We start from the raw sequence: 24,317 nt of genomic DNA, 5'->3' as shown, positions 1-24,317 counted from the left end.
TTTACCCTCTCTTAAAGCCATTTGGATGATTTTTGTGCCACATCCAAGCACTTTCAATTATTTCTTTTAAAGATGAATGTTTTGGCACCCAACCTAACTCTTCTATTGCCTTTTTGGAAGATGCCACAAGTACTGCAGGGTCTCCCGGACGGCGCCCAGCAACTTCTGCTGGAATAGGATGCCCTGTCACTTTTCTTGCAACTTCTATCACTTCCTTTACACTAAAACCTTCTCCATTTCCCAGGTTATAAATTGCGCTATTATTGTCTTTTCTCAATTTGTCCAACGCAAGTATATGTGCATCTGCTAAATCCATCACGTGAATATAATCTCTTATACATGTCCCATCTTTAGTAGGATAATCATCACCATAAATCATTATCTTTTCTCTTTTCCCAAGTGCAACCTGAAGTATAATCGGTATAAGGTGCGTCTCAGGCGAATGGTCCTCTCCAATCTCGCCTGTTTCAATAGCCCCTGCAACGTTAAAATATCGCAAAGCGACGTATTTGATTCCATAAGCACTGTCTGCCCATTTTAGCATCTTTTCAACGGCAAGCTTTGTCTCACCATAAGGGCTTGTGGGATTAGTTCTATCTTCCTCTTCTATTGGAATTCTCTCTGGTTCTCCATATGTTGCAGCTGTTGAAGAAAACACGATTTTGTTGACATTGTGTTTCTTCATCGCTTTTAAAAGGCTCAATGTCCCGCATACGTTGTTTTCATAATATTTAAATGGCTCCTCTACACTTTCTCCCACAAGTGAAAAAGCTGCAAAATCAATTACCGCTTCAATTTCATTTTCTGTAAATACCTTGTCTAAAAAAGCTTCATCCCTTAAATCGCCTATATACAGTTTTCCTCCCAAAACAGATTCCTTATGTCCTGTGACGAGGTTATCTACAACGACAACTTCTTCATTTCTCCTTAAAAGTGCTGCAACTGTGTGGCTTCCAATATAACCTGCACCACCACATACTAAAACCGCCATATTTTTACCTCCTTCAGTATTTAATTTCTCCTGCTCCTTCACCTATTCCCGTTATATAGACTGTTGGCCTGTAGCCTATTTTTTGAGTGTAATTGTGAGTAACCACTTTTATAAATTCCTCTACTGCATCTTCTTTTACAATGCTTACAGTGCAGCCACCAAAGCCTGCTCCAGTCATACGGGAACCTATTACTCCCTTTAATTTTAACGCTTCTTCTACCAAAGTGTCCAGTTCTTTCCCTGTAACTTCGTAATCATCTCTCAAAGAATTGTGAGATTCAATCATTAATTCTCCAAATTTGATTAAGTCTTTATCATTAAGTGCTTTTACTGCATCTAAAACTCTTTTATTTTCAGTTATAACATGTTTTGCCCTTTTTCTAAGCACTTCGTCAGGTATCAAATCTTTGTATTCTTCAAATTGTTCAATTGTAATTTCAGATAGATTTTTTACAGGCAAAGCCTTTTGAAGATATGAAAGGGCCTTTTCACATTCACTTCTTCTTTCATTATATTTCGAATCCAAGAGCCCTCTCCTTTTATTTGTATTTGTTATCAAAATTTTATAACCTTCTAACTTCAAAGGCACGTATGAATACTCTAATGTATCGCTTTTTAATAAAATTGCATGGTCTTTTTTACCCATTCCAACAGCAAATTGGTCCATTATGCCACAATTTACCCCAACAAAAGTATTTTCTGCTTTTTGACACAATTTCACCAATTTTATTCTGTCAATATTTAAATTGAAAACTTCATTCACTGCAACAGCAGTAACCAGCTCTATTGAAGCAGATGAGGAAAGTCCAGCACCATTTGGAATGTTCCCTTCAAACACAATTTCAAATCCAGAAAAGTCATACCCCTCATCCTGTAGTACTTTTAAAACCCCTTTCGGGTAGTTGGCCCAATCATGGCTTTTATCATAAATAAATGCATCAAGGTCTACTTCCACCTTTAAATCGAAATTTAAAGAAGCCATGAAGACTTTTTTGTCATTTCTTTTTCTAATCGCAGCATATGTTCCAAAGTCAAGGGCACAAGGAAATACATAACCTCCATTGTAATCTGTATGCTCCCCTATTAGATTTACTCGTCCCGGAGAATAGAAAAGCCTTATTTCAGCATCATTTTTACCGTAGAATTTTTCAAGTGCCTCAATTACAGCCGTTTTCATTTAAGGTCTCCTTTCATATCTATTTTTTCAAAACCTACTGTTTTCATAAATCTTTCAAAGCCTTTTTTCCCTTTTTCATCTCTTTTAAAAACTCCTGCATCTAAAAGAACCTTCAAAAATTTGTTTCCAACCTCCTGTTTTATATAATTTTCGGCTTCTTCTCGAGTGCAGTTAGTACCATATTTTAAAAGTAATTCTTCAATCCATTGAATATGTTTGTATAAAGGACTGCTTTCACCATACAAGTATGGGCTAAATTTTTCTTCCCCTATTAAAAACTTAATAATTTCCTCCAACTCAAATTTCAGCCTTCCTGGCAAAACTGCTAATCCCATAACTTCTATAAGTCCAATGTTTTCTTTTTTTATATGGTGAAGTTCTTCATGAGGATGAAAAATTCCATAGGGGTATTCATCTGTTGTCCTGTTATTCCTAAGGACAAGGTCAATTTCAAATTCTCCCTCTTTATTAAACCTCGCAATTGGTGTGATAGTATTGTGAGGGATGAGTTCCCCATTCTTTTTAGTATATGCCAATATGTTACAGGATTCATCACTGTAGTCCTTCCAGGTATTCAATATATGTGAAGAAAGCTCTGTTAATTTATCCCTGTCTTTACTTGAAAGGCGAATGGCAGACATAGGCCATTTGACTATTCCTGCTTTAATGTTACGATATTGAGGATGTATAAAGTATTCTTCTATAGAAGCCTCTTCCATTGGAAAAACGTGCCTTCCCCCTTGAAAATGTTCATGGGATAAAATTGAGCCTCCCACAATTGGCAAATCCGCATTGGAGCCCATAAAATAATGGGGAAATTGTTCAATAAAATCAAAAAGCCTCACAAAAGTTTTTTCTGATATTTTCATTGGAATATGGGATTCATGGAGCAAAATGCAGTGCTCATTGTAATATACATAAGGTGAATACTGGAAATACCATTGCTCTCCCGCAACTTTTACTGGGATTATTCTTAAGTTTTGCCTTGCTGGATGATTTAAATTTCCCGCAAAACCTACATTTTCAATGCACAAAAGGCACTTTGGATATCCTGACTGAGGAATTTTCTTTGCCGCCTCAATTTCTTTTGGATCTTTTTCTGGCTTAGAAAGATTTATAGTGATTTCTAAAGAACCGTATTCTGTGGGAGTACGCCAATATAAATTTTGCGAAGTTCTATCCATCCTGATGTAATTGGAAGCTTGAGATAATTTGTAAAAATACTCTGTGGCTTTTTCAATCCCCTTTTCAGAGGCAATGGTATTAAACTTTTTTACAACTTCTGATTCTCTTGGCATCAAAAGCCCCATAATTCTTGCATCCATTAAATCTCTATAGGTAATAGTATTCTCAATAAGGCCTATCTCCACCGCATAATCAAGCAATTTGGTTAAAATAGAAGAAGGACTATCTAACTCCTCTTCAGGTACTTCACCCTCATATGGAACTTCTATTTTAAATAAATCCATAAGTGCATTGCGGCTTGGAATCACATCTAATTCCTCTATCAAGCCTTTTTTAAGTGCAAACTTTATAAGCCGCTCAATATGCATAGCTGCCTCTCTTGAATCCATAATATATCCTCCACTAACTTTATTATATTTTTTAATTAAGTCTGTAATAAAAAAGAAATCTACAGTATACAATGACTTTGTTAAAACAGCAGATTTATTAAAACATGACATTCACATGCAATGAAAAACATTTAAGAGAGTTTGTTTATTATTTTAATTAACCTCTTTTTTATTATATTCGACACACATTTAAAAATTCCTTCTAGTTTATAAAAAGTTTTTTAGATATTTTTATAAAGGTAATGAATAATTGTTAATATTGAAAAATGTGCTAAAATATATTTAGAACGTAGTAAATGGGGATGATATAATGGAAAATATAATACCTAAAAATAAAAGAATTACTTATGAAGAATTCGAAGAAATAGACTCTAAAACTGATGAAATGCTCGAATTCATAAACGGCGAAATATATTTGTTATCCGCACCTTCAGTGGCACACCAAAGAATTTTAACGAACTTATCGACAGAATTTGGAATATATTTTAGAGATAAAAAGTGCAAACATTTTGTTGCCCCTTTAGATGTTATACTACAAAATGCTCAAGAAAAGCACAAAGTACAGCCAGATATAGCTGTTATTTGTGATGAAAAAGGACTCACTGAAAATAACTATACCAAGTCCAATAATCCCAATATCTGTATGCAATTGCAATCACCTTTATCATAAGTATCTTCCCAAAATAATATAAAGTGCATTAAAACAAGTTTATAACTCAGTTCTTATTATATTATTGCAGATTTATTATTCTAATAAACTCATTTTTTAGTTGATCATATAGACGTTCATATATTTCAAATAACCTTGTATAAGTATAATGGTGATTTTTATCTGGATATATGGTTTGTGATATCGGAACCATTTTTTCAACATCTTCAATTGAGCTTATTAAACCGAGAGACTTCATCCCTAGAACAACTGCACCAAGACATGAACTCTCATAGCTTTCTGCTACCAAAACCTTTTTATTAAAAACATCCGCTAGGATCTTAACCCATAGTGATGACCTTACAAACCCACCAGTAGCATAAATTTTTTCTATGTTACCAGTAATCTGCTCTAAGACTTTTCCTACACTATATATTCCAAATATTACACCCTCCATTAATGCCCTTAGAAAGTGTTCTCTCGTATGGGTTATATTTACTCCAAAAAAAACGCCTCGAGCATTGGCATCCCAATGGGGTGCTCTCTCTCCTAGTAAATAAGGGAGAAATATTAATCCGCTTGCTCCCACAGGAATACTATCTACTTTTTGAGTTAAAATATCGTAGAAATCAATATTTTCTTTTTTTGCATTTTCAACTTCTAACGGATAAAAGTTGTCTCTAAACCATCTTAGCACTATACCTCCGTTATTGATTGGACCGCCTACTACATAATGATTTTCAGTAAGTATATAAGAAAATATTCTCTCGCCTGGATCTGACACCGGTTTGTTTGAAATTACCCTTATCGCACCGCTGGTACCTATTGTGACAGCAGCTACACCAGGTTTTACAGCATTGGTACCTAGGTTTGATAAACATCCATCGCTAGCCCCAATTATAAATGGTGTACTTTTAGGTATATTTAAAAACTTCGCATATCCATCTTTTAGCCCTCTAACAGTATGTGTTGTAGAAACAGGAATAGATAGTCTATCAGGCGAAATGCCAATGAGATTCAGTGCCTCATCATCCCATTTTAATTTATAAGTATCAAACAGCCCTGTTGCAGATGCAATAGAATAATCAACGATATATATTGAAAATAATTTGTAAAAGACATATTCCTTTATTGATATAAATTTATACGCCTTATTAAAAATCTCACTATTATTCTCCTTCATCCATAAAAGTTTACAAAGTGGTGACATAGGGTGTATCGGAGTTCCCGTTTTTAGATATATGGAATGTGCGACCTTACTTTCTTTCATTTTCTTTGCATATTCTTCACTTCTTGTATCAGCCCAGATTATACAATTGGTCAATGGTTTCCCTTCAGGATCTACAGCTATTAAACTATGCATAGCTGCACTAAAACTTATACCCTCAAGTTTATTACCCATTGCATTGTTTTCTTCAACTACATCCTTTATAGAAATTAAAACCGCATGAAATATCTCTTCAGGGTCCTGCTCACTCCATGTAGGTTTTGGATGGTATATAGGATACTCAACACTCTTTTTAGATATAATAACACCCTCCCTATTAAATGCTATAGCCTTAGTAGCTGTCGTGCCTATATCTACCCCTATTAAATATTCCATAAAATTACCTCCTAATTGTGGATGAAACTGTATTTAAAATCGCAGGTGAAAAATATTACATCTGGTTTATTATAGATTCAGAAACTCGTTTCATCTTAGGCTTCCATCTATCACCTTATAGAAACTCTAAACAAGCTTTTGTTTTGCTTAATTCTGTTAAGGTTTAGGAACTCCCTCTGCTATAGTCAGTGATCGTTACAGCGCCTATAAAGTACCTGTTAAATCTCTCTTTGATGACAATGTTAAACATATTAGAGTTGAAAGCTTTAAAGATGACATTTCTAATAATTTGATAGAATCTTTCCATCACCAATTTAAAGCCTGGTATAAAACTAAGCAAGGATTTAGTTCATTTGAATCAGCAAACAGTCAAAATAACTTGCTTCAAGAGTGCAATAAATCCTCTAAAAATATATTCCCTGCTCCAAAATGCACCCATGTAGGATATTTCTTGGTTTGTTCTGCTATTTTTTCTACATCAAAGTCCGGAAGCTTTATACCTGCTTGCTGCCATTTGTTAATGTCTTTTATGCCTTCTTTGTTTAAAAGCATGTACGAATCCAAAAAATCCTTCTTGATTTTTAAATTTTTTTATTGAATTTTTATTGAAAGAAAATGGGGAGCAAAAAACTCCCATTAATTCAACATTAACTAAATGATGTCAATTAGGTTTTAGTTTGCCTCCCATTCAGTGTGGAAAATTCCCTCTTTGTCTATTCTTCTGTAAGTGTGAGCACCGAAGAAATCTCTTTGAGCTTGGATTAGATTAGCAGGCAAGTTTTCTTCTATCATGCTCAAGAAATAATCTAATGAAGAATTAAGTACAAGCGTTGGAAGGTAAAAATCTTTTGTTAAATTAGTGATATATTTTATTGAATCAATTTTATCCATTAAGAAAGATAACGCCTTTTCACTGTTAAGAAGATTTACATTTTCTTTATTTTCTTTAATAATGTCTCTTAAGAAATCTAAAATTTTGGCTCTTATGATGCATCCGCCTTTCCAAATTCTTAAAACTTCTGAAAGGTCAATGTTATAGTTAAAAGCCTTTGAAGCCTCAGATATAAGCCATAGTCCTTGAGAAAAAGAGACGAAAACACTAAAAAGCAATGCATTCTCCAAATCATTTATTACTTTCTCTTTGTCCACCTTAATGCTAGGATAAGTTTTTGTTACTTTTTTAGACAATTCTACTCTCGCCTCTTTAAAGAAAGACAAAGTTCTTGCTTCTACTGCAAGATTTAAAGAAGGAGTTGGGATTCCTAAATCCAAAGAAGTTTGAGAAGTCCACTTGCCTGTGCCTTTTTGTTCTGCTTCGTCTAATATGAGGTCAACGAGGTATTTTCCTGTTTCTTTGTCTTTGTACTTCATTATTTTATAAGAAATTTCCATCAGGAAGGAGTTTAACACCCCATTATTCCATTTTTCAAATATCTCTCCTATCTCTTCGGGAGAAAGTTTTAACACCTTTCGAAGTACATCGTAAACCTCAGCTATTGCTTGCATTATGGCATATTCTATACCGTTGTGAACCATTTTGACAAAGTGTCCTGCAGAATCATTTCCAACGTATGTACAGCAAGGACCTGCTTCCGTCTGAGCAGCAATTTTTAAAAGAATTTCTTTTACCATCTCATAAGCATCGTAAGATCCCCCTGGCATCAAAGAAGGCCCGTGTAAAGCTCCGGCTTCTCCTCCTGACACTCCCATTCCAAGGTACAATATGCCTCTTTCTTTTAATTCATTAATTCTCCTGGAGGTATCTTTAAAGTAGGAATTTCCTCCATCAATAATCAAATCTCCCTTATCTAGATAAGGTAAAAGTTCTTGAATCATTTCATCTACTGGTTTTCCTGCTTTAACCATGAGGATGATTTTTCGCGGCTTTTTTAAAGATTCTACAAAAGACTTGATATCATAATAAGCTGCGATTTCTTCGTCTTTTACTTTGTTTTTCATAAATTCTTGTGTTCTATCAGGTGTCCTGTTAAAAACAGATACACTATACTTTTTCCTCGCAATATTTAGAGCAAGATTTTGTCCCATTACTGCCAATCCAATTAATCCAATGTCTTTCATCTAATTACCTCCTCGTTTTTTATAATTTAGTGTGCAGTTCAAATAATTTTTTAAGTTCTTTTGTCAAAGTTTTCAGGTGAAAGATTAGGGTCATAAGCCACTACTTTAGCACCAAACCCATATTTCAGAATTTCACAAACTCTGCTTCCAATATTTCCAATACCTATAATTCCTGCAACTTTGTCTTTTATCTCATATCCAATGAAGCTCGCTCTTTCCTCCCACTTTCCTTCTTTCACTTTAAGGGATGCAGACCTTACTTTTTTCATAACATCTAATAAAAGTGCAACAGCATTTTCGGCTACAGCTTCCCTTTCTACAATGCCTTCAACTTTCGTTACAATAACTCCCTTTTCAGTAGCGCTTTTAATGTCTATTGTATCATAACCTATGCCGTGGCGTGTTATTAAAAGAGTTTTATCTTTATGCTCAAAAAACTCCTTATCGTAATATGGCTTGACACTGGCAATTATTACAGAATAGCCCATTAGCTTTTCTGCTAAAGCCTTCCCTCTTATATCGTGGGGAAGTTCAAATCTTTCTACTTCTCCTAACGCTTTTAACCTTTCGATATGTTCAGGAAAATGCTTACCAAAACTACTGGAATTTACAATAGCAATTTTAACACCCATTTTTACGCCTCATAAGTAATCTTCTCCTTTTAAATTTTCTATACCACTTCAATCTTTACATAATTTTTTAATTCCTCTACTATCTCTTTGTTTTGTTCTCCAGAGGTTATTATCTTTTCTACATCTTCAAATGTGCAAAAGGACACCATTGCAACTTTCCCAAATTTGCTGCTATCAGCCACGACAATTACTCTGCTGGCTGATTTTATCATGGCTTTTTTAGCTTCTGCTTCAAAAATATCAGACGTCGTAAGCCCTTTTTCTAAAGAAATGCCACCAGTTCCTAAAAACAAGATGTCAATGTTGTATCTGCCAATGCAATTTAGTGTTTCAAAGCCTACCATTGAATGATTGTCAGTTTTTAATTTTCCACCAGTAATAAAAAGATTAATATTAGGATTATTAGCTAATTCTGTAGCAACGTTTAAAGCATTTGTCACAACAGTTATGTTATTAAAATTTTTAAGGAGTCGGGCTATGTGATAAGTAGTAGAACCTGCATCTAAAAAAATGACATCTCCTTCTTTTACTTCTCCTACCGCTTTTGCAGCAATTTTTTGCTTTTCTTCTGTGTGCTCTTTAAATCTTTTGACAAGGGGAGGAATAATAATATTTTCTTTCAGTACTGCGCCTCCATAGTTTCTCTCTACCAGTCCTTGTCTTTCTAATTCTTCTAAGTCCCTTCTTATTGTCTCATCAGAAACTTTGAAAATCTCACAAAGCTCAGAGACTTTAACGGCTTTCTTTTTTAAAATGATTTCTTTGATTTTATCTCTCCTTGTCGAAACCAGCATCTACATCCACTCCTAAAAATATCAATTTGTTTTTTATTTTGCTCAAAACCTAAAATATAAAGCAAATAAAAATAAAACACAGTTTCAAGTTGGAAATTCCGTTTTTGTTTGTGGATTTTATTGACTTTAATATATTAATTCTACACAAATCCAAAAAATCCTTCTTTGTTTTAAAATTTTTTTATTACTTTGTATGGTTTTATAAGAACAAAGTAAGGAATCCCATTTTAGGGATTCCTTAAAAATTTACTTCTCCAATATGTCTTTATTTACAAGGGTGCGCGGCGTTCTTCCTTCTATTACGTCTATTATATTTTGTGCAACAAGTACTGCCATATCTCTCCTTGCCTCATCTGTAGCACTTCCTATATGTGGAAGTATTACTACATTATCTAAAGCTTTTAATTCCTCTGTAATCTCCGGTTCTTTTTCATATACGTCAAGACCTGCTGCATAAATGTCTTTATTTTTTAATGCATTTACCAGCGCTTTTTCATCTACAACAGGACCTCTCGCTGTATTTATTAAAATTGCGGTTTTTTTCATAAGTTTTAATTCTTTTTCCCCTATTAAATGGCGTGTATGAGGTGTCAGCGGCACATGAAGTGATACAAAATCCGATTCTTTCAAAAGTGTTTCCAAGTCAACATACTTTGCACCTGTCTCTTTTTCAAATTCTTCTTTTGGAGTGTTTGCAGTGTATAAAATTTTCATGTCAAACCCTTTCGACATCTTTGCGAAAGCTTGTCCTATACGCCCCGCACCAATTACTCCCAATGTTTTTCCCGTCACAGCTTTACCTAAAAAGAGGTTCGGTGCCCATCCAGTAAATTTTCCTTCTCTTGTGAATTTATCTGCCTCAATAACCCTTCGAGCTGCTGCAAAGAGGAGTGCCCATGCAAGTTCTGCTGTTGCATTTGTCAAAACATCTGGCGTATTTGTAACATAAATTTTTCTCTTAGTTGCCTCTTTTAGATCGATATTGTCAAATCCTACAGCGTAATTTGCCACAATTTTTAAATTTTTTGCTGAATCAAAAAATTCTGCATCAACTTTTTCATTAAGCTGCGTCACAACGGCATCTTTGTCTTTTATTACATCAAGCAATTCTTCTCTTTTAAGAGGTCTGTCTTCTGGGTTTATTTCAACTTCGCAGTACTTTTTTAAAAGTTCAATCCCTTCCTCAGGAATCATCCTTGTAACATACACTTTAAACATAAGAATCCTCCTCGTATAATTAATTTTAAAGACAATAAATTTGTCTCACTTCTTAAAAATTTAATAAAGCGCATTTATAACTGGAAATCTTTAATATTCTCATCTTGTCTAAAATCTTATCTATTGCCATGAATCCGTAATATTGCGCAATATGCAGGATTCATGGCGCGGCCGTCTCATCTTTTTTCGGCCTTATTATTTACTTTTGAGATAACTTGTAGCATTATTATACTGTAAAGTTAATGTGGGACAGGCTTTCGTCCTCCATGCGGCTTGACCGCTCTTTAAAGTGTGGTCCCTACACCAGATTTGCCTTTTCTTACGCGAAATCTGCTTTGTCATATATAAGCCCCTGGCAGCAGAGGATTCAGGCTTATATATTAAGAGCTAATTGCGAGGTTGCTACATAATCTGGTTGCTAGGGTTATCTCAAATTAACTTTTACTTACTTTATCACTTTTGAAAGGAGGTGTAACAATCTTGAATAAGCTTTTTGTTGGTATGGATGTAAGCCTGAATGATGTCAAGGTTCATATTCTCGACCAGGAGGGTAATGATGCTTCCTCCCGTTTTTCTGTAGAAAATAACCCTCATGGTTGTGATGTTATAGTATCACGTATCTTGGAGTGTTGTAATAAATACAATATTCAAAAGGTCTTTATTGGTTTGGAATCTACCTCAGTCTATGGCTGGCACCTCCAGTATTATTTGGCTGATCATTCTGCTCTTAAGCCTTATCAACCTTCTATTACTACTTTTAATGCAAATATTATTAATGCTTTTAAAAAGTCTCTCGGCAATTTACCTAAAAATGACTGGATTGATGCCTTTGCTATTGCCGAAAAACTGAGATTCGGTAGACTCCCTAAATCTTGTTCTGTAGATTTTAGATATCTTGCTCTCCAGAGGCTTACTCGCCATCGCTTTCACATTGTTAATAGTATTGTTAGAGAAAAAAATTATTTACTCAGCAATTTGTTCCTTAAGTTTAGCGGTTTGTGCCAAAATAAAGTCTTTAGTAATAATTTTGGAGCAACTGCTACTGAAATATTTAATGAGTTTTTCACCCTTGATGATATTGCGGCTCGACCGCTTGATGAACTTGCCGGCTTTTTGGTTGATAAGAGTAAAGATCGCTTTGATGATCCAGAAGCTACAGCTAAATTGCTTCAAGAGGCTGTTCGCAAGTCTTATAGAATTAATGCTACTGTAGATGATTCTTTAAACTTTGTTATCAAGTCTTGCTTTGACAATCTACAGTCCCTTGAAAAGCAGAAGAAAGCTGTAGAAAAAGCCATTATTAATGAGGTAAAAGGATTTAACAATGAATTTCTTTGTCTTACATCAGTAAAAGGTATTGGCCCAACCATCGCAGCCGGCTTAATATCTGAGATAGGCGGAATTTCAAGGTTTGATAATGATAATGCCCTTGCAAAGTTTTCCGGCCTTTATTGGTCAGAGTACCAGTCTGCTGATTTTAAAGCGGAGGACACATATCTCAAGCGTACTGGTAATGAGTATCTCAGATATTATTTTATTCAAGCAGCTGACCAGCTCAGGAAGTATTTACCTGAGTTCTCACAATACTATGCCCGCAAATTTAAAGAAAGCAAAACTCACAAGCATAAACGTGCTCTTGTATTGACTGCACGTAAAACTGTAAGGTTAGTCTTCGCTCTGCTGCGCGAAGAAAAACTTTATAAATCCCCAATAATGAAAGGAGATGATTGTATAAGTTAACATATTACCCCATAACCATATTTTACATTATTTTCCATTAGCTTATTGCGTGATGGTTAGCTTTGCTATACCCTTTTTTAGGTTATTTTATTAAATTTTTTTTGAATTTTTTTTACCACCCTCTTGACATATTACCGAAATACTCCATACAAATTTATCCCATCAAGTATAGTATAACAGATATTGTTATAAAAGACAAAATATTTGTCAAAAATACACTTATAGAGACAAATTTGTGGTTTTTATCATATTGTTTTGCAATAATTGCTGAACTAGCCATTGCAGGCATAGCGCTTTCTAAAATGACTATCTTTTTCACAAGTGAAGGTATACTCAAAAAGCTCACCACTCCATAAGCAATAAGAGGAGCTAAAATAAGTTTAATTACTGCTGCGATATAAACATATTTGCTACCATTTCTTTCTTTAAAATCGATATGGACCATATTCATCCCTATAAACATCATAGCAAGAGGTACAGCAATGCCACCTATCATTTGAAGGCTTTTTAATAAAAAAGAAGGAATTTTAATATGTAAAGTTATAGCTAAAAAACTAAAGAAAAGAGTAATTGTGGAGGGATTAACTAACTTTTTAAAGTTTTTCGCATTAAAAAGCTTGTCACCTGTAATAATCATCACACCCAATGTCCAAAAAAGTGAAGTATGTCCAAAATCATATAATATGACAAAAGGCAGACTTTTTTCTCCAAAAAGAGCCAAACTGACAGGTAACCCTACAAACAAGGTATTGCTAAAAGAAGAAATGAGGTAAAGTTCTTTTTCTATCTCTTCAGGAACTTTTAAAAGTAAAAAGATAATTTTGCTCACTAGATAGGTTAAAAAAGGAACAGCCACTCCCACTATTGGTATCATATAAGAAGTTTTTAACATATCTAAGGTGTAGTTTGTGTATATGCCGTAAAATATAAGAGCAGGTATTGCCACTAAGACAGTTAGATCAGCAAAAGCTTTAAAATTTTCTTCCTTTACTATTTTTATTTTTGCCACATAAAATCCTACTGCCATAACAGTGAATATTTGTAGAAGCACTTCAGCGATTTTTGAAGTGACCAATTTTATCTCCCCCATCACTTAACGTATATCTTATATTTTACAGTATGTTTACATTAAAAAAAAGCCCAACCGATTATTAGGTTGAGCTTTTTTTAAAGTTATTAAAGTTATATAAATTGTTTTAGATGATTTAGACCTAAAAGAAGCCCTTCTTTTACTTTTTCTTCACTGCCTTCATATAGAGGGTCTTCATGTTCTATGCTTATTACTCCATCATATCCATTGTCTTTTAGCGCCTTTATAAACTTGCCCCAATCTACATTTCCCATACCTGGCATTCGGTATCTCCAGTATCCAAATTCGCCATGCGTTCCTGTGTAAAGCTGTCTGTTGAAAACTCCATATCGCTTAAATTTATCCTCAAACACTTCTGTGTCTTTTGCGTGTACATGAAATATTCTATCTTTAAACTCTGGTATCACATCTATATAGTCTATAAACTGCCAAACAAGATGGGAAGGGTCAAGATTTAAACCAAAGTTTTTAGAAGGTATCCTTCTAAACATCTCCTCCCAAAGCTCTGGTGTAAAAGATATGGTTCCTGGAAGGCCAGGTACCTGCCATCCTTCCATAGGGCAATTTTCGATTATAATTTTTATTCCTTTGTCTTCCGCATAGCTTATTATATCAGTAAAAACTCTTTCAAATTCATCAAAATTGTCTTTTATGCTCTTTTCAATGTTTCTCCCTACAAAAGTCCCCACCATGTCAGTCCCAAGCATTTTAGCTACATCAATGCACTTTTTTAAGTGATTGTTTATAAACTTTCTCTTTTCTGGGTCTCTGTCAAGGTTGTTGTCATAATATGCAAGAGATGAAATTGTGAGCCCGTACTCCTTAAAATATTTTTTTATTTCTTCCGCCTCTTCAGGTGTGAGATTTTCTACATCTATGTCACTTGCAGAATAATCCCTCGTATTGTCTTTAGGCCAGCATGCAATTTCCAGTGATTTAAACCCATTTTCACTTGCCCACTTAGCTTTTTCTTTAAGAGGCATATTCCCAAGACATACTGTTAAAAATCCTAAATACATTTTACATTTCCTCCTCTAAAATCTTTTTTAAATTTTCAAAACTAATTTTCACACTTTCAATTGGAGGTCTTTTACACTCATCCTGTTCAACAATTAGCCATTTAACTCCATTTTCTTTTGTAATTTTTATTACTTCTTTAAAATTGATAATTCCATTTCCTATTTCAGTAAAAGACCTGTCCTCTTTATCCATGTCTTTTAAGTGAATTAAAGGTAGTCTATTGGAGAATTTTTTAAGATATTCTAACGGGTCAACTCCCGCATATGTAACCCAATATGCATCGATTTCAGCTTTTACAAGTTCTTTATCTGTATTTTTGTAAAGTATGTCAAGTCCATATTCTCCATCGTATATTTCAAATTCGTGATTGTGGTTGTGATAACAAAACTCAAGTCCCTTTTCCCTACACTTTTCACCTATTTTATTAAACAACTTTGCTGTTTCAATATAATCCTCTCTTGACTTGTACTCATTCCACGGACATACGATGTATTTATTGCCTATTTCAAGGTTATAATCTATCACTTCCTCAAGATTGTTTTTCAATAAATCTATTCCTACATGACTACCAGCAGCTTTTAGTCCTAATTTATCAAGCGTTTTTCTTAATTCTGATGCTTTTAAACCGCCATATCCTGCAAACTCCACTCCTTCGTATCCTATTTCCGCAACCTTTTCAAGAGTACCTGTAAAATCTTTTTGTGTCTCCTCTCTCAAAGTGTAAAGTTGAAGTGCTATAGGTATGCTCATTTTAATTTTTTCCCCCTTTAACCTAAAACTATTTCCTTACCTTTTTCAGCTGATTCATAGGCACCGTCTATTATTTTCATGAGTTTTGCCCCTTCTTCAGCAGAAGCCAGAGGCTCTTTGTCATTTTTTATGCAGTCAACAAAATGTTCAAATTCATTTAAAGGCGACTTTGGATAATTGGTGTCGGGAACTATTTCAATCAATGTCTCAACAATTTCCGAAAATACTTTAAGCTGTCCGTTTTTAAACCATATGCCACCTTTATCACCTAAAATTTCATAGTGATTGTAATCTCCCTCAATGTTGGAAGCCCAGCTGAATTCAAAGTCAATTGTGGCACCATTTTTAAGCCTTACAAAGCCTACTGCCATATCCTCCACATCGTAAATTCCATCCCCGCTTTTTGCATAATTCCAGCTGTTTAAACTGTTGCTATTTGAAAACTTAGAATAAGTAGCTGCTGACACAGATTGCACCTCTGGGTATCCCATGAAATACAAGACTAAGTCTAAAAAATGTACACCTAAATCAATTAATGGGCCTCCTCCAGACAATTTCTTATTTGTAAACCATCCGCCCTTTCCAGGAATGCCTCTCCTTCTCCTCCAGCCAGTCTTTACATGGTATATTTCGCCTATATACCCTTCCTCTATATATCTTTTTACAAAGAAAGATTCATTTGTAAACCTATTATTTAATCCTATCATAAACTTCCTTTTGTATTTATTTTTTGATTCAATGACCTCATAAGCTTCTTTTGCGCTTAGAGTTATAGGTTTTTCACAATGCACATGAATTCCCTTTTCCATCGCTTTTATAGAAATAGGCGCATGTAAATAATTAGGAGTACATACGCTTATTAAGTTTGGTTCTTCTCTTTCAAACATTTCTTCATAATCTGTATAAACGTGAGGTATATTGTACTTTTCCGCTAATCTTTTTGCAGCTTCTATATCCGGATCAGATATGGCTACAATTTCAACTCCTTCTACTTTTGAATAACCGTTTAAGTGTTTGTAATCAGCAACTGACCCTGCACCAACACATGCATATTTAAGTTTTTCCATACAAAAGCCTCCATTTACCTGTTAAAATATACTGGTTCTCCTGTTTTCGCAGATGTATAAATAGCCTCTAGTATCTCAGTTACTACAAGAGCTTCTTCTGGTTTTACAACAGGCTCTGTATCGTTTATGATGCAATCAATCCAAGCTTTTGCTTCTAAAAATCCTGGGTCATCTGATTTACCTTCATAGAAATCTACTCCACCTACATCAGTAGAAACTTTAGTTGTATAAAGTCTTCCAAATTTCTCTCCATTTATGCGAAGTCCATCTCTCATGTCAGCTCCGCCTTCTGTTCCACACAAAGTGGTCATAGCCTCGCCAACCTCTAAAGTATTTAAAGCCCAACTGGACTCTAATATAATGGTAGCCCCATTCTCCATTACTATAAATCCAAAAGCTGAATCTTCAACTGTGAACTTTTCAGGGTCCCATGGTCCCCAAGCATTCGCAGCATTTGCCTTTTTGCCTAATTTATAGTAGGCGCTTCCCATTACAACTTTAGGCTTATAGTTATTCATCATCCACAATGTCAAATCAAGGGCATGTGTTCCTATATCGATTAAAGGCCCACCACCTTGCTCTTCTTCATTTAAGAAAACACCCCATGTAGGTACCGCGCGGCGACGTATAGCATGAGCCTTAGCAAAATATATTTCCCCTAATTCACCATTTTGACAAACTTTATGTAAATATTGAGAATCTGGTCTAAAGCGATTTTGATACCCTATAGTGAGTTTCATACCTGTTTTCTTATATGCTTCCACCATTCTTCTGGCATCTGCAGCAGTCTTAGCCATAGGCTTCTCACACATTACATGTTTTCCTGCATAAAGAGCATCAATAGTTATGTCTGCATGAGACTTGTTGGGAGTACAAACATGAACCACATCTATCGTTTTATCTTCAAGAAGTTTTTTGTAATCCGTATATACTTTCGCGTCTTTTGTACCATATTCTTTTGCCGCTTTTTGAGCCCTCTCTTCTATGATGTCACAAAAGGCCACCATTTCAATATTGTCTAGTTTTGCCAAAGAGGGCATGTGTTTACCAAAAGCAATTCCTCCACAACCTATAATTCCTACTCTCAGTTTCTCTTTTACCATAAAAATTCCTCCCCTGATTATATTTAAATTTGTATTTTTAAGACAAAACTTTATTCTTTATTTTACTGTCGACTCTCTTATTATTAGCTCATGCTCTAAAAAAATCCTCTGTGGTTCTTCTAATTTGCCACACATGTGTTTTATCAGTAGTTCCATAGCAACACATCCTAAATCGTACTTTGGCTGTGAAATAGTTGTAAGCATAGGGTCATACATAGAAGCAAAGCTTATATCATCAAAGCCTACAACCGCTATATCCTCAGGGACTTTAAGCCTTTCTTCCTTTATCGCTCTTATAGCTCCAATAGCCATGATGTCAGAGATTGCAAATATAGCAGTAGGCCTTTCTTCCATCGCCAAAAGCTGTTTCGCTGCTCTTACTCCGCTTTTAAAGCTGTAATCTCCGTATTTTATAAGCTTTTCGTCAAATTCTATCCTTGAATCTTCAAGAGCTTTTTTATAACCCGCTTCCCTCTGCTTTGTAGATACAAAGTTATTTTCACAGCTTATCATTCCTATTCTTTTATGTCCCAATCCTATCAAATGCTTCACCGCTTTGTAAGCTGCAGAAAAGTTGTCTATAGATACATATGAAACGCCAGCTCCTTCTATGTATTCACAACACTGAACGACAGGATAATTTTGGCCTATCAATGTCAATTCTTCTTTTCCCATCACAGGCGCCATAAAAATAACGCCATCCGCTAATCTGTTTTTTAAAATTTCAAGATATACTTTTTCTCTGTTAATATCAGAATCAGTATTGCAAAGCATTACATTATAACCATTTTTATGTGCTACATCTTCTATTCCTTTTACAACCCTTGCATAAAAAGGATTTGAGACATTAGGCATCAAAGCCAATATCATTTTCGTTTCAGAACGTCTTAAATTTCTTCCAAGGAGATTTGGATGATAATTTAATTCTTTTATCGCTTTTAATACTCTTTCCCTTGTTTCTTCAGACACCGAGTCACTGTCATTTAAAACTCTTGATACTGTTGCAACAGAGACTCCTGCTCTTTTAGCAACTTCTCTAATATTAGCCATTGTAACCTGGTCATCTAAACTGTGCAAAACTGCACTAGTTTAGAAGGCTGGGCTATTTATAGTCCGCCCTTTCAGAGAGTGCCTATTCCCAGCAGGCGGTATTTAAGCACTCCCATAGCCCCTGCCCCAAGAAGCAGGAACTTACGCCCTTACGGGTCTCCCCACTTACCCTGAATTAATAATTCCTTCAGGATAGAGAAGTCTCTTGGTACCTTCTCAGGAGAGAGTGGTGTTACCACCGCTACCTTGAAAACTCGCCAGAAATCATAGATACTAAAACTTGTTCCCTCCAGAGGTTTTAGTACCCTTCCTGACTCACTCTCAAGGCTTTGTAAAAATTTTATTGCTCTATTTATCTCTCTTAAATGCTTTTTCTTTAAATATATGTTTTTGACTGTTTTCTTTACGTACTCTTTTAATTCTTCTAATTCTTCTACAGTCAATGCGTTGAGAAACTTTATATAATTGTCTGGTATCTTTTCTTGCAGTCCTAATCCTCTTCTTGCTATTACGTAGGCTGCCGCTACATCTTTTGTTATCATATACTGCGGAGAATATTTTAACATTCCTATTATTGATGTATAAGAAGGATTGACTTCTATTACTTCTATCTCTTCTCTTTTTGCTAGTGTTTTTATTTTTGAAAGAAGCGATTTATAGCTAAAATTATGTCTTATCCTTCTTGATTTTCTCCCTGAAAAGTCCCCTCTTTTGCCTTTGTCTTTTATTTCTAATCCCTCAATTACAATTGCTTTTCCTTTTTCTTTTGCTATATTTACTATCTCATGAGCATACTGCCATCTGAAGTATTCTTTTTTGTCCTTATTTCCGCTTGCAAGTTCTGGCATTGGTATACTGCCATAGCTTATTAGATTTCCTTTTTCGTCTGTTTCTGCCCATGATATGTTGTCTGGATATGCATTGGTATCTATTGCTATGACTCCTTTGTCTTTTGTTATTTTTATTTTTGGATATTCTTCTTCAATAGCAAAATAGGCATATATATTGCCATTTTTGAGTTTTAATTCTACAGAGTAGGGTATGTTTGATTCTCTAATTTCCTGCAGAAGTTCTTCTCTTCTCTTATTCTTTTTGTAGCCTGCTTGTATTTTGGTATATACATATTTTCTTTCCCCTACATTTATCCTTAAGAAAGTACCATTTTCTTTTACTTCTATTCTTGTGTTGAGATTTCCTTTTTTGCTTTTATCTCCTCTTGAATAGAGATTTCCTTTTCTTCTTTCTTGCCACTTTGTTTTTAGCTTTTGATATTCTTTCCCATTTATATGGCGCTTTTGAAGTTTCCCAAATAAGTCTCTTCCTCCAAAAATGACTTTCTTTGGACTCTTACCTAATTCTCTAGCAGATTCTAGTATGCTTCTTGCTTTCATTATTGCATCATCTACATATCTTGAGTTTAAATCAAATGTTCCCTGAAGGTCTCTTTTTAATGTGTTTCTATTATAACCTTCTAAGAGTCTCTTATATGCAAATCTCATACAAGAAGACCATCTTTTCATTAAATCTAATACTATTTGTTTGTCTTGTTGAGTTAGAAAAATAAGTTTAGCCTGTATTACTATCATGCTTTTTGCCACCCCGTTGTCCGTAAATTCTTGCTGCAAAAGATGTTACTATTGCTATTAAGTCCTCTGCTAGTTCTTTCTTTGCATCTTCCTCGTCTTCTTTCCCGTCTAAAACTATAAGCTCCACCCCAAAGCTTTCCATGAAAAATTTGAGATATTCAAAGCCAAATCTCGTTAGTCTATCAGGATATTCTATTACAACTTTTTCAGCTTCTCCTCTTTTTATCTTGTTCAAAAGCTTTAATAAGCCTCTTCTATTTTCATTTACTCCACTTGCTATTTCGGATATGACTTCATACTGCCATCCTTGGGAATTAGCGTATTCTTCAAGCCTTCTAATTTGATTCTTAAGATATTCTTCTTGTTTCTTTGTGGACACTCTTGCATATAAAACTACAGTCGGTTTTGGTTTTTCTTCCAGCATGCCTAATAACTTCTCTATATCTTCTTTTCTATACCTTCTTCTACCCTTTGGAGTTCTAAGAGGAGTAATTAACCCTTCTTTTTCCCAGTTTATAAGTGTCCTTCGACTAATCGAGTATATTTCTTTTACTTTTTGCATACTTAATAACATCTATCATCACCTAATTAAAATTATACCTTTTTGCACGATTATCGCCAACTGTTATAACCTCTTGTGTAACAGATTACATAATATTTTTCATTGATTTTCAGAGACATATCTAATAAAATATGTAACGCATTACATTTACTATTATACCTCTAAATTAAAAAAAATCAATAGCAACAAATAAATTTTCATACTTTTATTTTAAATTTTGTTTTTTTATTTAAAAAAGACTGCCGAAGCAGTCTAACAAAATAAAAAGCATCGAAGTAAAAATACTGTACCTCGATACTATATTTTGCTGTTAAAATATTCTTCTGAAACTTGAAGCTGATTTTTTAAAATCTCTTTCCATAAATATTTTGGAATTTCACCACTTCCCATTGAAACTTTTGTCCGTCTAATATTGCCATTTTTATCACGTTTAACGTAGAAATAATGATCCGTTTGTTTGTATAACTCCCAACCATCTCTTTCACAAAAACGCTTTAATTCTCTCCACGTTGGCATTTTATTAGTTTTTTTACTCCTTCATGACTATCTTGTAATAAGACATTTAAAATATATGGTAAATGTTTTTTACGGTTAGGAGCTGAATACCAATATTGAAAGTCGTTATAAAAGTCTTCTGCATATTCAATTAAATCATTTACTAAACGATTTAAAGCTTCTTCTTCGTCTTTTCCATTAGTAACAATATCAATTTCGTTTAATGAAATTGTTACACTCCCATCCTCTTCTTTAAAAATATTTGCTGTAAATGTATATATTTTTAACATTTCTTTTGCCATTTCTAAGTTTGAAACAAAAATATAATCTTTTGTGCGCTTAATAATTTTTGGCTTTTCACGAATGACCGAATTGATAAAATCACTCCATTTATTTCGAGCATCTGTTGCATTTACTGTAAACATTTCATTCATTCCCCCTTTTTCACCTCCATTATATCATATTATGTGCAATATGTACAGTATGTACATATTGCTAAGTTTTTATACAAAACAAATTTATTCCGCCTCTTTGTGAACCGAATTTTCTTTTTCTGTAATGACATATAACCTACCTTGTAAACAATACTTGACTATGAAATTTACCGCTTGATTCAAAAAGTTGTTGAGGTAATTTCCTCTTACAAAAAGCTCAACCTTATCGGTTGAGCAAAACTATCATTCTAATGTTTTTATCTGCTCTTCAAGAGCTTGTATCTTATTTTTAAGGTATTCTAATTGCTGTAGTGCTTGTTGTTTTTGTTGCATCATCTCTTCTTTTTGACTGCCTTGCTGTCTTAATTCTTCCATCTTATTTTTAACTGTTTCAACTATTTTTTGTTTGCTATTGTCAAAAAACTCCATAGCTTTATTAACAGCATCTTGCATCTCTTCTATGCTCTTTTCTATTGAGGGTTTCATATTTTCTTTTGCTTTTGGGTAGAGCATTAAACTTAAAGCTGCTGCTCCAATCCCCCAGTAAAGCTTTCTGGAGGAAAGAAATTTTAAAATACCCATTTTCTTCTCTCCTCCTCTCTTTTGCTCCATTAATATTTTGCCCTCAATTTTTTATATAATTTAATGTGTTATTTACCAAAAATCATAACTTTTGTTATCGCTTTATATAAATCCTTTGCATTATATTTTTCACTAATTTTAGAAAAATATTGTAAAAATTCTCCTATTGTCTCTTGCCATAAATTTACTATTTCATTCTTTTTAGACGGGTCTTTTTTATATTCCTTAAAAGACAATTCCATCGCATATTTTAAGGCATCAACTGCCTTTTGAAATTCTTTTTTTATGTCATCCATTATTATTTACCTGGTTACCCAAACTGTACAAAACTGTACAGTTTAGATAGCTGGGGTATTTGTAGTCCGCCCTTCAGGCTTTCCCAACCCCAGCAGGCGGTATTTGGGAAAGCCATAGCCCCTGCCCCAAGAAGCAGGAACTTGCGCCCTTACGGGCCTCCCCACTTGCCCTGAATTAGTAATTCCTTCAGGACAGAGAAGTCTCTTGGTACCTTCTCAGGAGAGAGTGGCGTTACCACCGCTACCTTGAGAACTTGCCACAAATTATAGGCACTAAAACTTGTTCCATACAGAGGTTCTAGCACCCTCCCTGGCTCACTCTCAAGGCTTTGTAAAAATTCTATTGCTTTATTTATTTCCCTTATATGCTTTTTCTTCAAATGCTTGTTTCTGACTGTTTTCTTTACGTACTCTTTTAATTCTTCTAATTCATCTACAGTCAATGCGTTGAGAAACTTTATATAATTATCTGGTATCTTTTCTTGTAGTCCTAATCCCCTTCTTGCTATTACATAGGCCGCTGCTATATCTTTCGTTATCATGTATTGCGGTGCATATTTTAACATGCCTATTATTGAGGTGTAAGAAGGATTGACTTCTATTACTTCTATCCCTTCTCTTTTTGCCAGTGTTTTTATTTTTGAAAGAAGTGATTTATAGCTAAAGTTATGTCTTATTCTTCTTGATTTTCTCCCTGAAAAGTCCCCTCTTCTGCCTTTGTCTTTTATTTCTAATTCTTCAATTACAATTGCTTTTCCTTTTTCTTTTGCTATTTTTACTATTTCATGAGCATAGTGCCATCTGAAGTATTCTCTTTTGTCTTTATTTCCACTTGCAAGCTCTGGCATTGACATTTTATCATAGTTTATTAGATTCCCTTTTTCATCTGTCTCTGCCCATGATATGTTGTACGGATATGCATTTATATCTATCCCTATTGCTCCTTTTTCTTTTGTTATTTTTATTTCTGAATATTCTTCTTCAATAGCAAAATAGGCGTATATATTGCCATTTTTAAGTTTTAATTCTACAGAGTAGGGTATGTTTGATTCTCTAATTTCCTGTAGAAGTTCTTCTCTTCTCTTATTCTTTTTGTAGCCTACTTCTATTCTGGCATAGACATATTTTCTTTCCCCTACATTTATCCTTAAGAAAGTGCCATTTTCTTTTACTTCTATCCTTGTGTTGAGATTTCCCTTTTTGCTTTTATCCCCTCTTGAATAGAGATTTCCTTTTCTTCTTTCTTGCCACTTTGTTTTTAGCTTTTGATATTCTTTCCCATTTATATGGCGCTTTTGAAGTTTTCTAAATAAGTCTCTTCCTCCAAAAATGACTTTCTTTGGATTGTTGTCTAATTGTCTAGATGATTTTAATACACCTATTGCTTTCATTATTGCATCATCTACATATCTTGAGTTTAAATTGAAAATCCCTTGAAGGTCTCTTTTTAATGTTTTTCTATCATAACCTTCTAGAAGCCTTTTGTATGCAAATCTCATGCAGGAGGACCATCTTCTCATTAAGTCTAATACTATTTGTTTGTCTTGTTGATTTAGAAAAATGAGTTTAGCCTGTATTACTATCATGCTTTTTGCTCCTTTGTCCGTAAATTTTTGCTGCGAAAGATGTTACTATTGCTTTTTTGTGGACACTCCTTCATACAAAACTACTTTAGGTTTTGGTTTTTCTTCCAGCATGCCTAATAACTTCTCTATATCTTCTTTTTTGTATCTTCTTCCTTTTGGTGTTCTAACTGGGGTTATTAATCCTTCCTTTTCCCAGTTTATTAATGTAATTCTGCTTATATCATATAGCTATTTAACCT

The 24,317-nt window shown here is 34.3% G+C and carries 23 protein-coding genes and 3 pseudogenes; 3 read left to right on the top strand and 23 right to left on the bottom strand.

Translation table 11 applies throughout. The features are described from left to right. Position 1 precedes the first annotated feature (1 nt). From galE to THEBR_RS03090, 3 genes are read right to left on the bottom strand one after another with little or no spacing between them, the layout of a single operon-like run. The gene (galE, locus tag THEBR_RS03100) at positions 2 to 991 is read right to left on the bottom strand and encodes a UDP-glucose 4-epimerase GalE (RefSeq protein ID WP_012269086.1); all 990 of its coding nucleotides are present in this window, start codon (positions 989 to 991) and stop codon (positions 2 to 4) included. A 13-nt stretch (positions 992 to 1,004) separates the two neighbouring features. Then, positions 1,005 to 2,168, bottom strand: coding sequence for a galactokinase (locus tag THEBR_RS03095; protein ID WP_012269085.1), 1,164 nt, complete (start codon positions 2,166 to 2,168; stop codon positions 1,005 to 1,007). Further along, the gene (locus THEBR_RS03090) at positions 2,165 to 3,742 is read right to left on the bottom strand and encodes a UDP-glucose--hexose-1-phosphate uridylyltransferase (protein WP_012269084.1); all 1,578 of its coding nucleotides are present in this window, start codon (positions 3,740 to 3,742) and stop codon (positions 2,165 to 2,167) included. The genes THEBR_RS03095 and THEBR_RS03090 overlap by 4 nt, the downstream gene beginning before the upstream one ends. A 310-nt stretch (positions 3,743 to 4,052) precedes the next feature. On the opposite strand from THEBR_RS03090, the gene THEBR_RS03085 reads away from it, so the two are divergent. Further along, positions 4,053 to 4,412, top strand: coding sequence for a Uma2 family endonuclease (locus THEBR_RS03085; RefSeq protein ID WP_009052744.1), 360 nt, complete (start codon positions 4,053 to 4,055; stop codon positions 4,410 to 4,412). Positions 4,413 to 4,473: 61 nt separating this feature from the next. On the opposite strand, the gene THEBR_RS03080 is transcribed toward THEBR_RS03085, so the two are convergent. Then, positions 4,474 to 5,994 (bottom strand): gluconokinase, encoded by a 1,521-nt coding sequence (locus THEBR_RS03080; protein WP_009052745.1) that lies wholly within the window; start codon positions 5,992 to 5,994, stop codon positions 4,474 to 4,476. 17 nt (positions 5,995 to 6,011) lie between these two features. Here THEBR_RS03080 and THEBR_RS12005 point away from each other — a divergent pair. Then, positions 6,012 to 6,364 (top strand): annotated as a pseudogene (locus THEBR_RS12005) (DDE-type integrase/transposase/recombinase); the annotation flags it as partial. Positions 6,365 to 6,378: 14 nt separating this feature from the next. Here the strand turns inward: THEBR_RS12005 and THEBR_RS12000 are convergent. The 5 genes and pseudogenes from THEBR_RS12000 to THEBR_RS03055 all read right to left on the bottom strand — a co-directional run bounded on the left by THEBR_RS12000 (position 6,379) and on the right by THEBR_RS03055 (position 10,717). Then, complete coding sequence (locus THEBR_RS12000) at positions 6,379 to 6,558, bottom strand: hypothetical protein (RefSeq protein WP_012268654.1); 180 nt, start codon at positions 6,556 to 6,558, stop codon at positions 6,379 to 6,381. A gap of 108 nt (positions 6,559 to 6,666) precedes the next feature. Continuing rightward, the gene (gene gndA / locus THEBR_RS03070) at positions 6,667 to 8,073 is read right to left on the bottom strand and encodes an NADP-dependent phosphogluconate dehydrogenase (protein WP_009052747.1); all 1,407 of its coding nucleotides are present in this window, start codon (positions 8,071 to 8,073) and stop codon (positions 6,667 to 6,669) included. Between the two features lie 56 nt (positions 8,074 to 8,129). Then, positions 8,130 to 8,705 (bottom strand): annotated as a pseudogene (locus THEBR_RS03065) (NAD(P)-dependent oxidoreductase); the annotation flags it as partial. A 38-nt stretch (positions 8,706 to 8,743) separates the two neighbouring features. Continuing rightward, positions 8,744 to 9,499, bottom strand: a complete 756-nt coding sequence (locus tag THEBR_RS03060) for a DeoR/GlpR family DNA-binding transcription regulator (RefSeq protein ID WP_012269083.1) — start codon at positions 9,497 to 9,499, stop codon at positions 8,744 to 8,746. 246 nt (positions 9,500 to 9,745) lie between these two features. After that, positions 9,746 to 10,717 (bottom strand): 2-hydroxyacid dehydrogenase, encoded by a 972-nt coding sequence (locus THEBR_RS03055; protein WP_012269082.1) that lies wholly within the window; start codon positions 10,715 to 10,717, stop codon positions 9,746 to 9,748. A gap of 501 nt (positions 10,718 to 11,218) precedes the next feature. On the opposite strand from THEBR_RS03055, the gene THEBR_RS03050 reads away from it, so the two are divergent. Continuing rightward, positions 11,219 to 12,457, top strand: a complete 1,239-nt coding sequence (locus THEBR_RS03050; protein ID WP_172632708.1) for an IS110 family RNA-guided transposase — start codon at positions 11,219 to 11,221, stop codon at positions 12,455 to 12,457. Between the two features lie 154 nt (positions 12,458 to 12,611). On the opposite strand, the gene THEBR_RS03045 is transcribed toward THEBR_RS03050, so the two are convergent. The 14 genes and pseudogenes from THEBR_RS03045 to THEBR_RS11710 all read right to left on the bottom strand — a co-directional run. Next, positions 12,612 to 13,532, bottom strand: a complete 921-nt coding sequence (locus tag THEBR_RS03045; RefSeq protein WP_009052751.1) for an AEC family transporter — start codon at positions 13,530 to 13,532, stop codon at positions 12,612 to 12,614. Between the two features lie 107 nt (positions 13,533 to 13,639). Next, a complete protein-coding gene (locus tag THEBR_RS03040; RefSeq protein WP_012269081.1) occupies positions 13,640 to 14,566 on the bottom strand; it encodes a sugar phosphate isomerase/epimerase family protein in 927 nt (308 codons plus the stop codon). Between the two features lies 1 nt (position 14,567). Then, complete coding sequence (locus tag THEBR_RS03035) at positions 14,568 to 15,317, bottom strand: sugar phosphate isomerase/epimerase family protein (RefSeq protein WP_012269080.1); 750 nt, start codon at positions 15,315 to 15,317, stop codon at positions 14,568 to 14,570. Between the two features lie 17 nt (positions 15,318 to 15,334). Continuing rightward, positions 15,335 to 16,384 carry a Gfo/Idh/MocA family protein gene (locus THEBR_RS03030; protein ID WP_012269079.1) on the bottom strand — a complete coding sequence of 350 codons (1,050 nt, stop codon included), beginning with the start codon at positions 16,382 to 16,384 and terminating at the stop codon, positions 15,335 to 15,337. 14 nt (positions 16,385 to 16,398) lie between these two features. Then, complete coding sequence (locus THEBR_RS03025) at positions 16,399 to 17,487, bottom strand: Gfo/Idh/MocA family protein (protein ID WP_012269078.1); 1,089 nt, start codon at positions 17,485 to 17,487, stop codon at positions 16,399 to 16,401. 57 nt (positions 17,488 to 17,544) lie between these two features. After that, positions 17,545 to 18,537, bottom strand: a complete 993-nt coding sequence (locus tag THEBR_RS03020; RefSeq protein ID WP_004404819.1) for a LacI family DNA-binding transcriptional regulator — start codon at positions 18,535 to 18,537, stop codon at positions 17,545 to 17,547. A gap of 149 nt (positions 18,538 to 18,686) precedes the next feature. Next, the gene (locus tag THEBR_RS03015; protein ID WP_012269077.1) at positions 18,687 to 20,123 is read right to left on the bottom strand and encodes an IS200/IS605 family accessory protein TnpB-related protein; all 1,437 of its coding nucleotides are present in this window, start codon (positions 20,121 to 20,123) and stop codon (positions 18,687 to 18,689) included. Beyond that, positions 20,104 to 20,697 (bottom strand): IS607 family transposase, encoded by a 594-nt coding sequence (locus THEBR_RS03010; protein ID WP_013570789.1) that lies wholly within the window; start codon positions 20,695 to 20,697, stop codon positions 20,104 to 20,106. The genes THEBR_RS03015 and THEBR_RS03010 overlap by 20 nt, the downstream gene beginning before the upstream one ends. 285 nt (positions 20,698 to 20,982) lie before the next feature. Beyond that, the gene (locus tag THEBR_RS03005) at positions 20,983 to 21,201 is read right to left on the bottom strand and encodes a type II toxin-antitoxin system HicA family toxin (protein ID WP_003866615.1); all 219 of its coding nucleotides are present in this window, start codon (positions 21,199 to 21,201) and stop codon (positions 20,983 to 20,985) included. Beyond that, positions 21,180 to 21,605: a hypothetical protein gene (locus THEBR_RS03000; RefSeq protein ID WP_004404827.1), complete on the bottom strand. Its 426-nt coding sequence runs from the start codon at positions 21,603 to 21,605 to the stop codon at positions 21,180 to 21,182. Before THEBR_RS03000 ends, THEBR_RS03005 begins: the two co-directional genes overlap by 22 nt. 252 nt (positions 21,606 to 21,857) lie before the next feature. After that, entirely contained in the window at positions 21,858 to 22,196 is a 339-nt protein-coding gene (locus THEBR_RS02995) for a hypothetical protein (protein ID WP_004404828.1), read from the bottom strand. A 68-nt stretch (positions 22,197 to 22,264) separates the two neighbouring features. Then, a complete protein-coding gene (locus THEBR_RS02990; RefSeq protein ID WP_004404829.1) occupies positions 22,265 to 22,492 on the bottom strand; it encodes a hypothetical protein in 228 nt (75 codons plus the stop codon). 149 nt (positions 22,493 to 22,641) lie between these two features. Next, positions 22,642 to 24,078: an IS200/IS605 family accessory protein TnpB-related protein gene (locus tag THEBR_RS02985; RefSeq protein ID WP_012269074.1), complete on the bottom strand. Its 1,437-nt coding sequence runs from the start codon at positions 24,076 to 24,078 to the stop codon at positions 22,642 to 22,644. Positions 24,079 to 24,126: 48 nt separating this feature from the next. Continuing rightward, a pseudogene (locus THEBR_RS11710) lies at positions 24,127 to 24,297 on the bottom strand (MerR family DNA-binding transcriptional regulator); the annotation flags it as partial. Between the last annotated feature and the right edge of the window lie 20 nt (positions 24,298 to 24,317).

Origin of the sequence: Thermoanaerobacter brockii subsp. finnii Ako-1 (assembly GCF_000175295.2) — a bacterium.
In the GTDB taxonomy this organism is placed as follows: Bacteria; Bacillota; Thermoanaerobacteria; order Thermoanaerobacterales; family Thermoanaerobacteraceae; genus Thermoanaerobacter; species Thermoanaerobacter pseudethanolicus.
The sequence above is the reverse complement of the archived record's forward strand: the minus strand, read 5'-3'. Positions and strand labels throughout refer to the sequence as shown.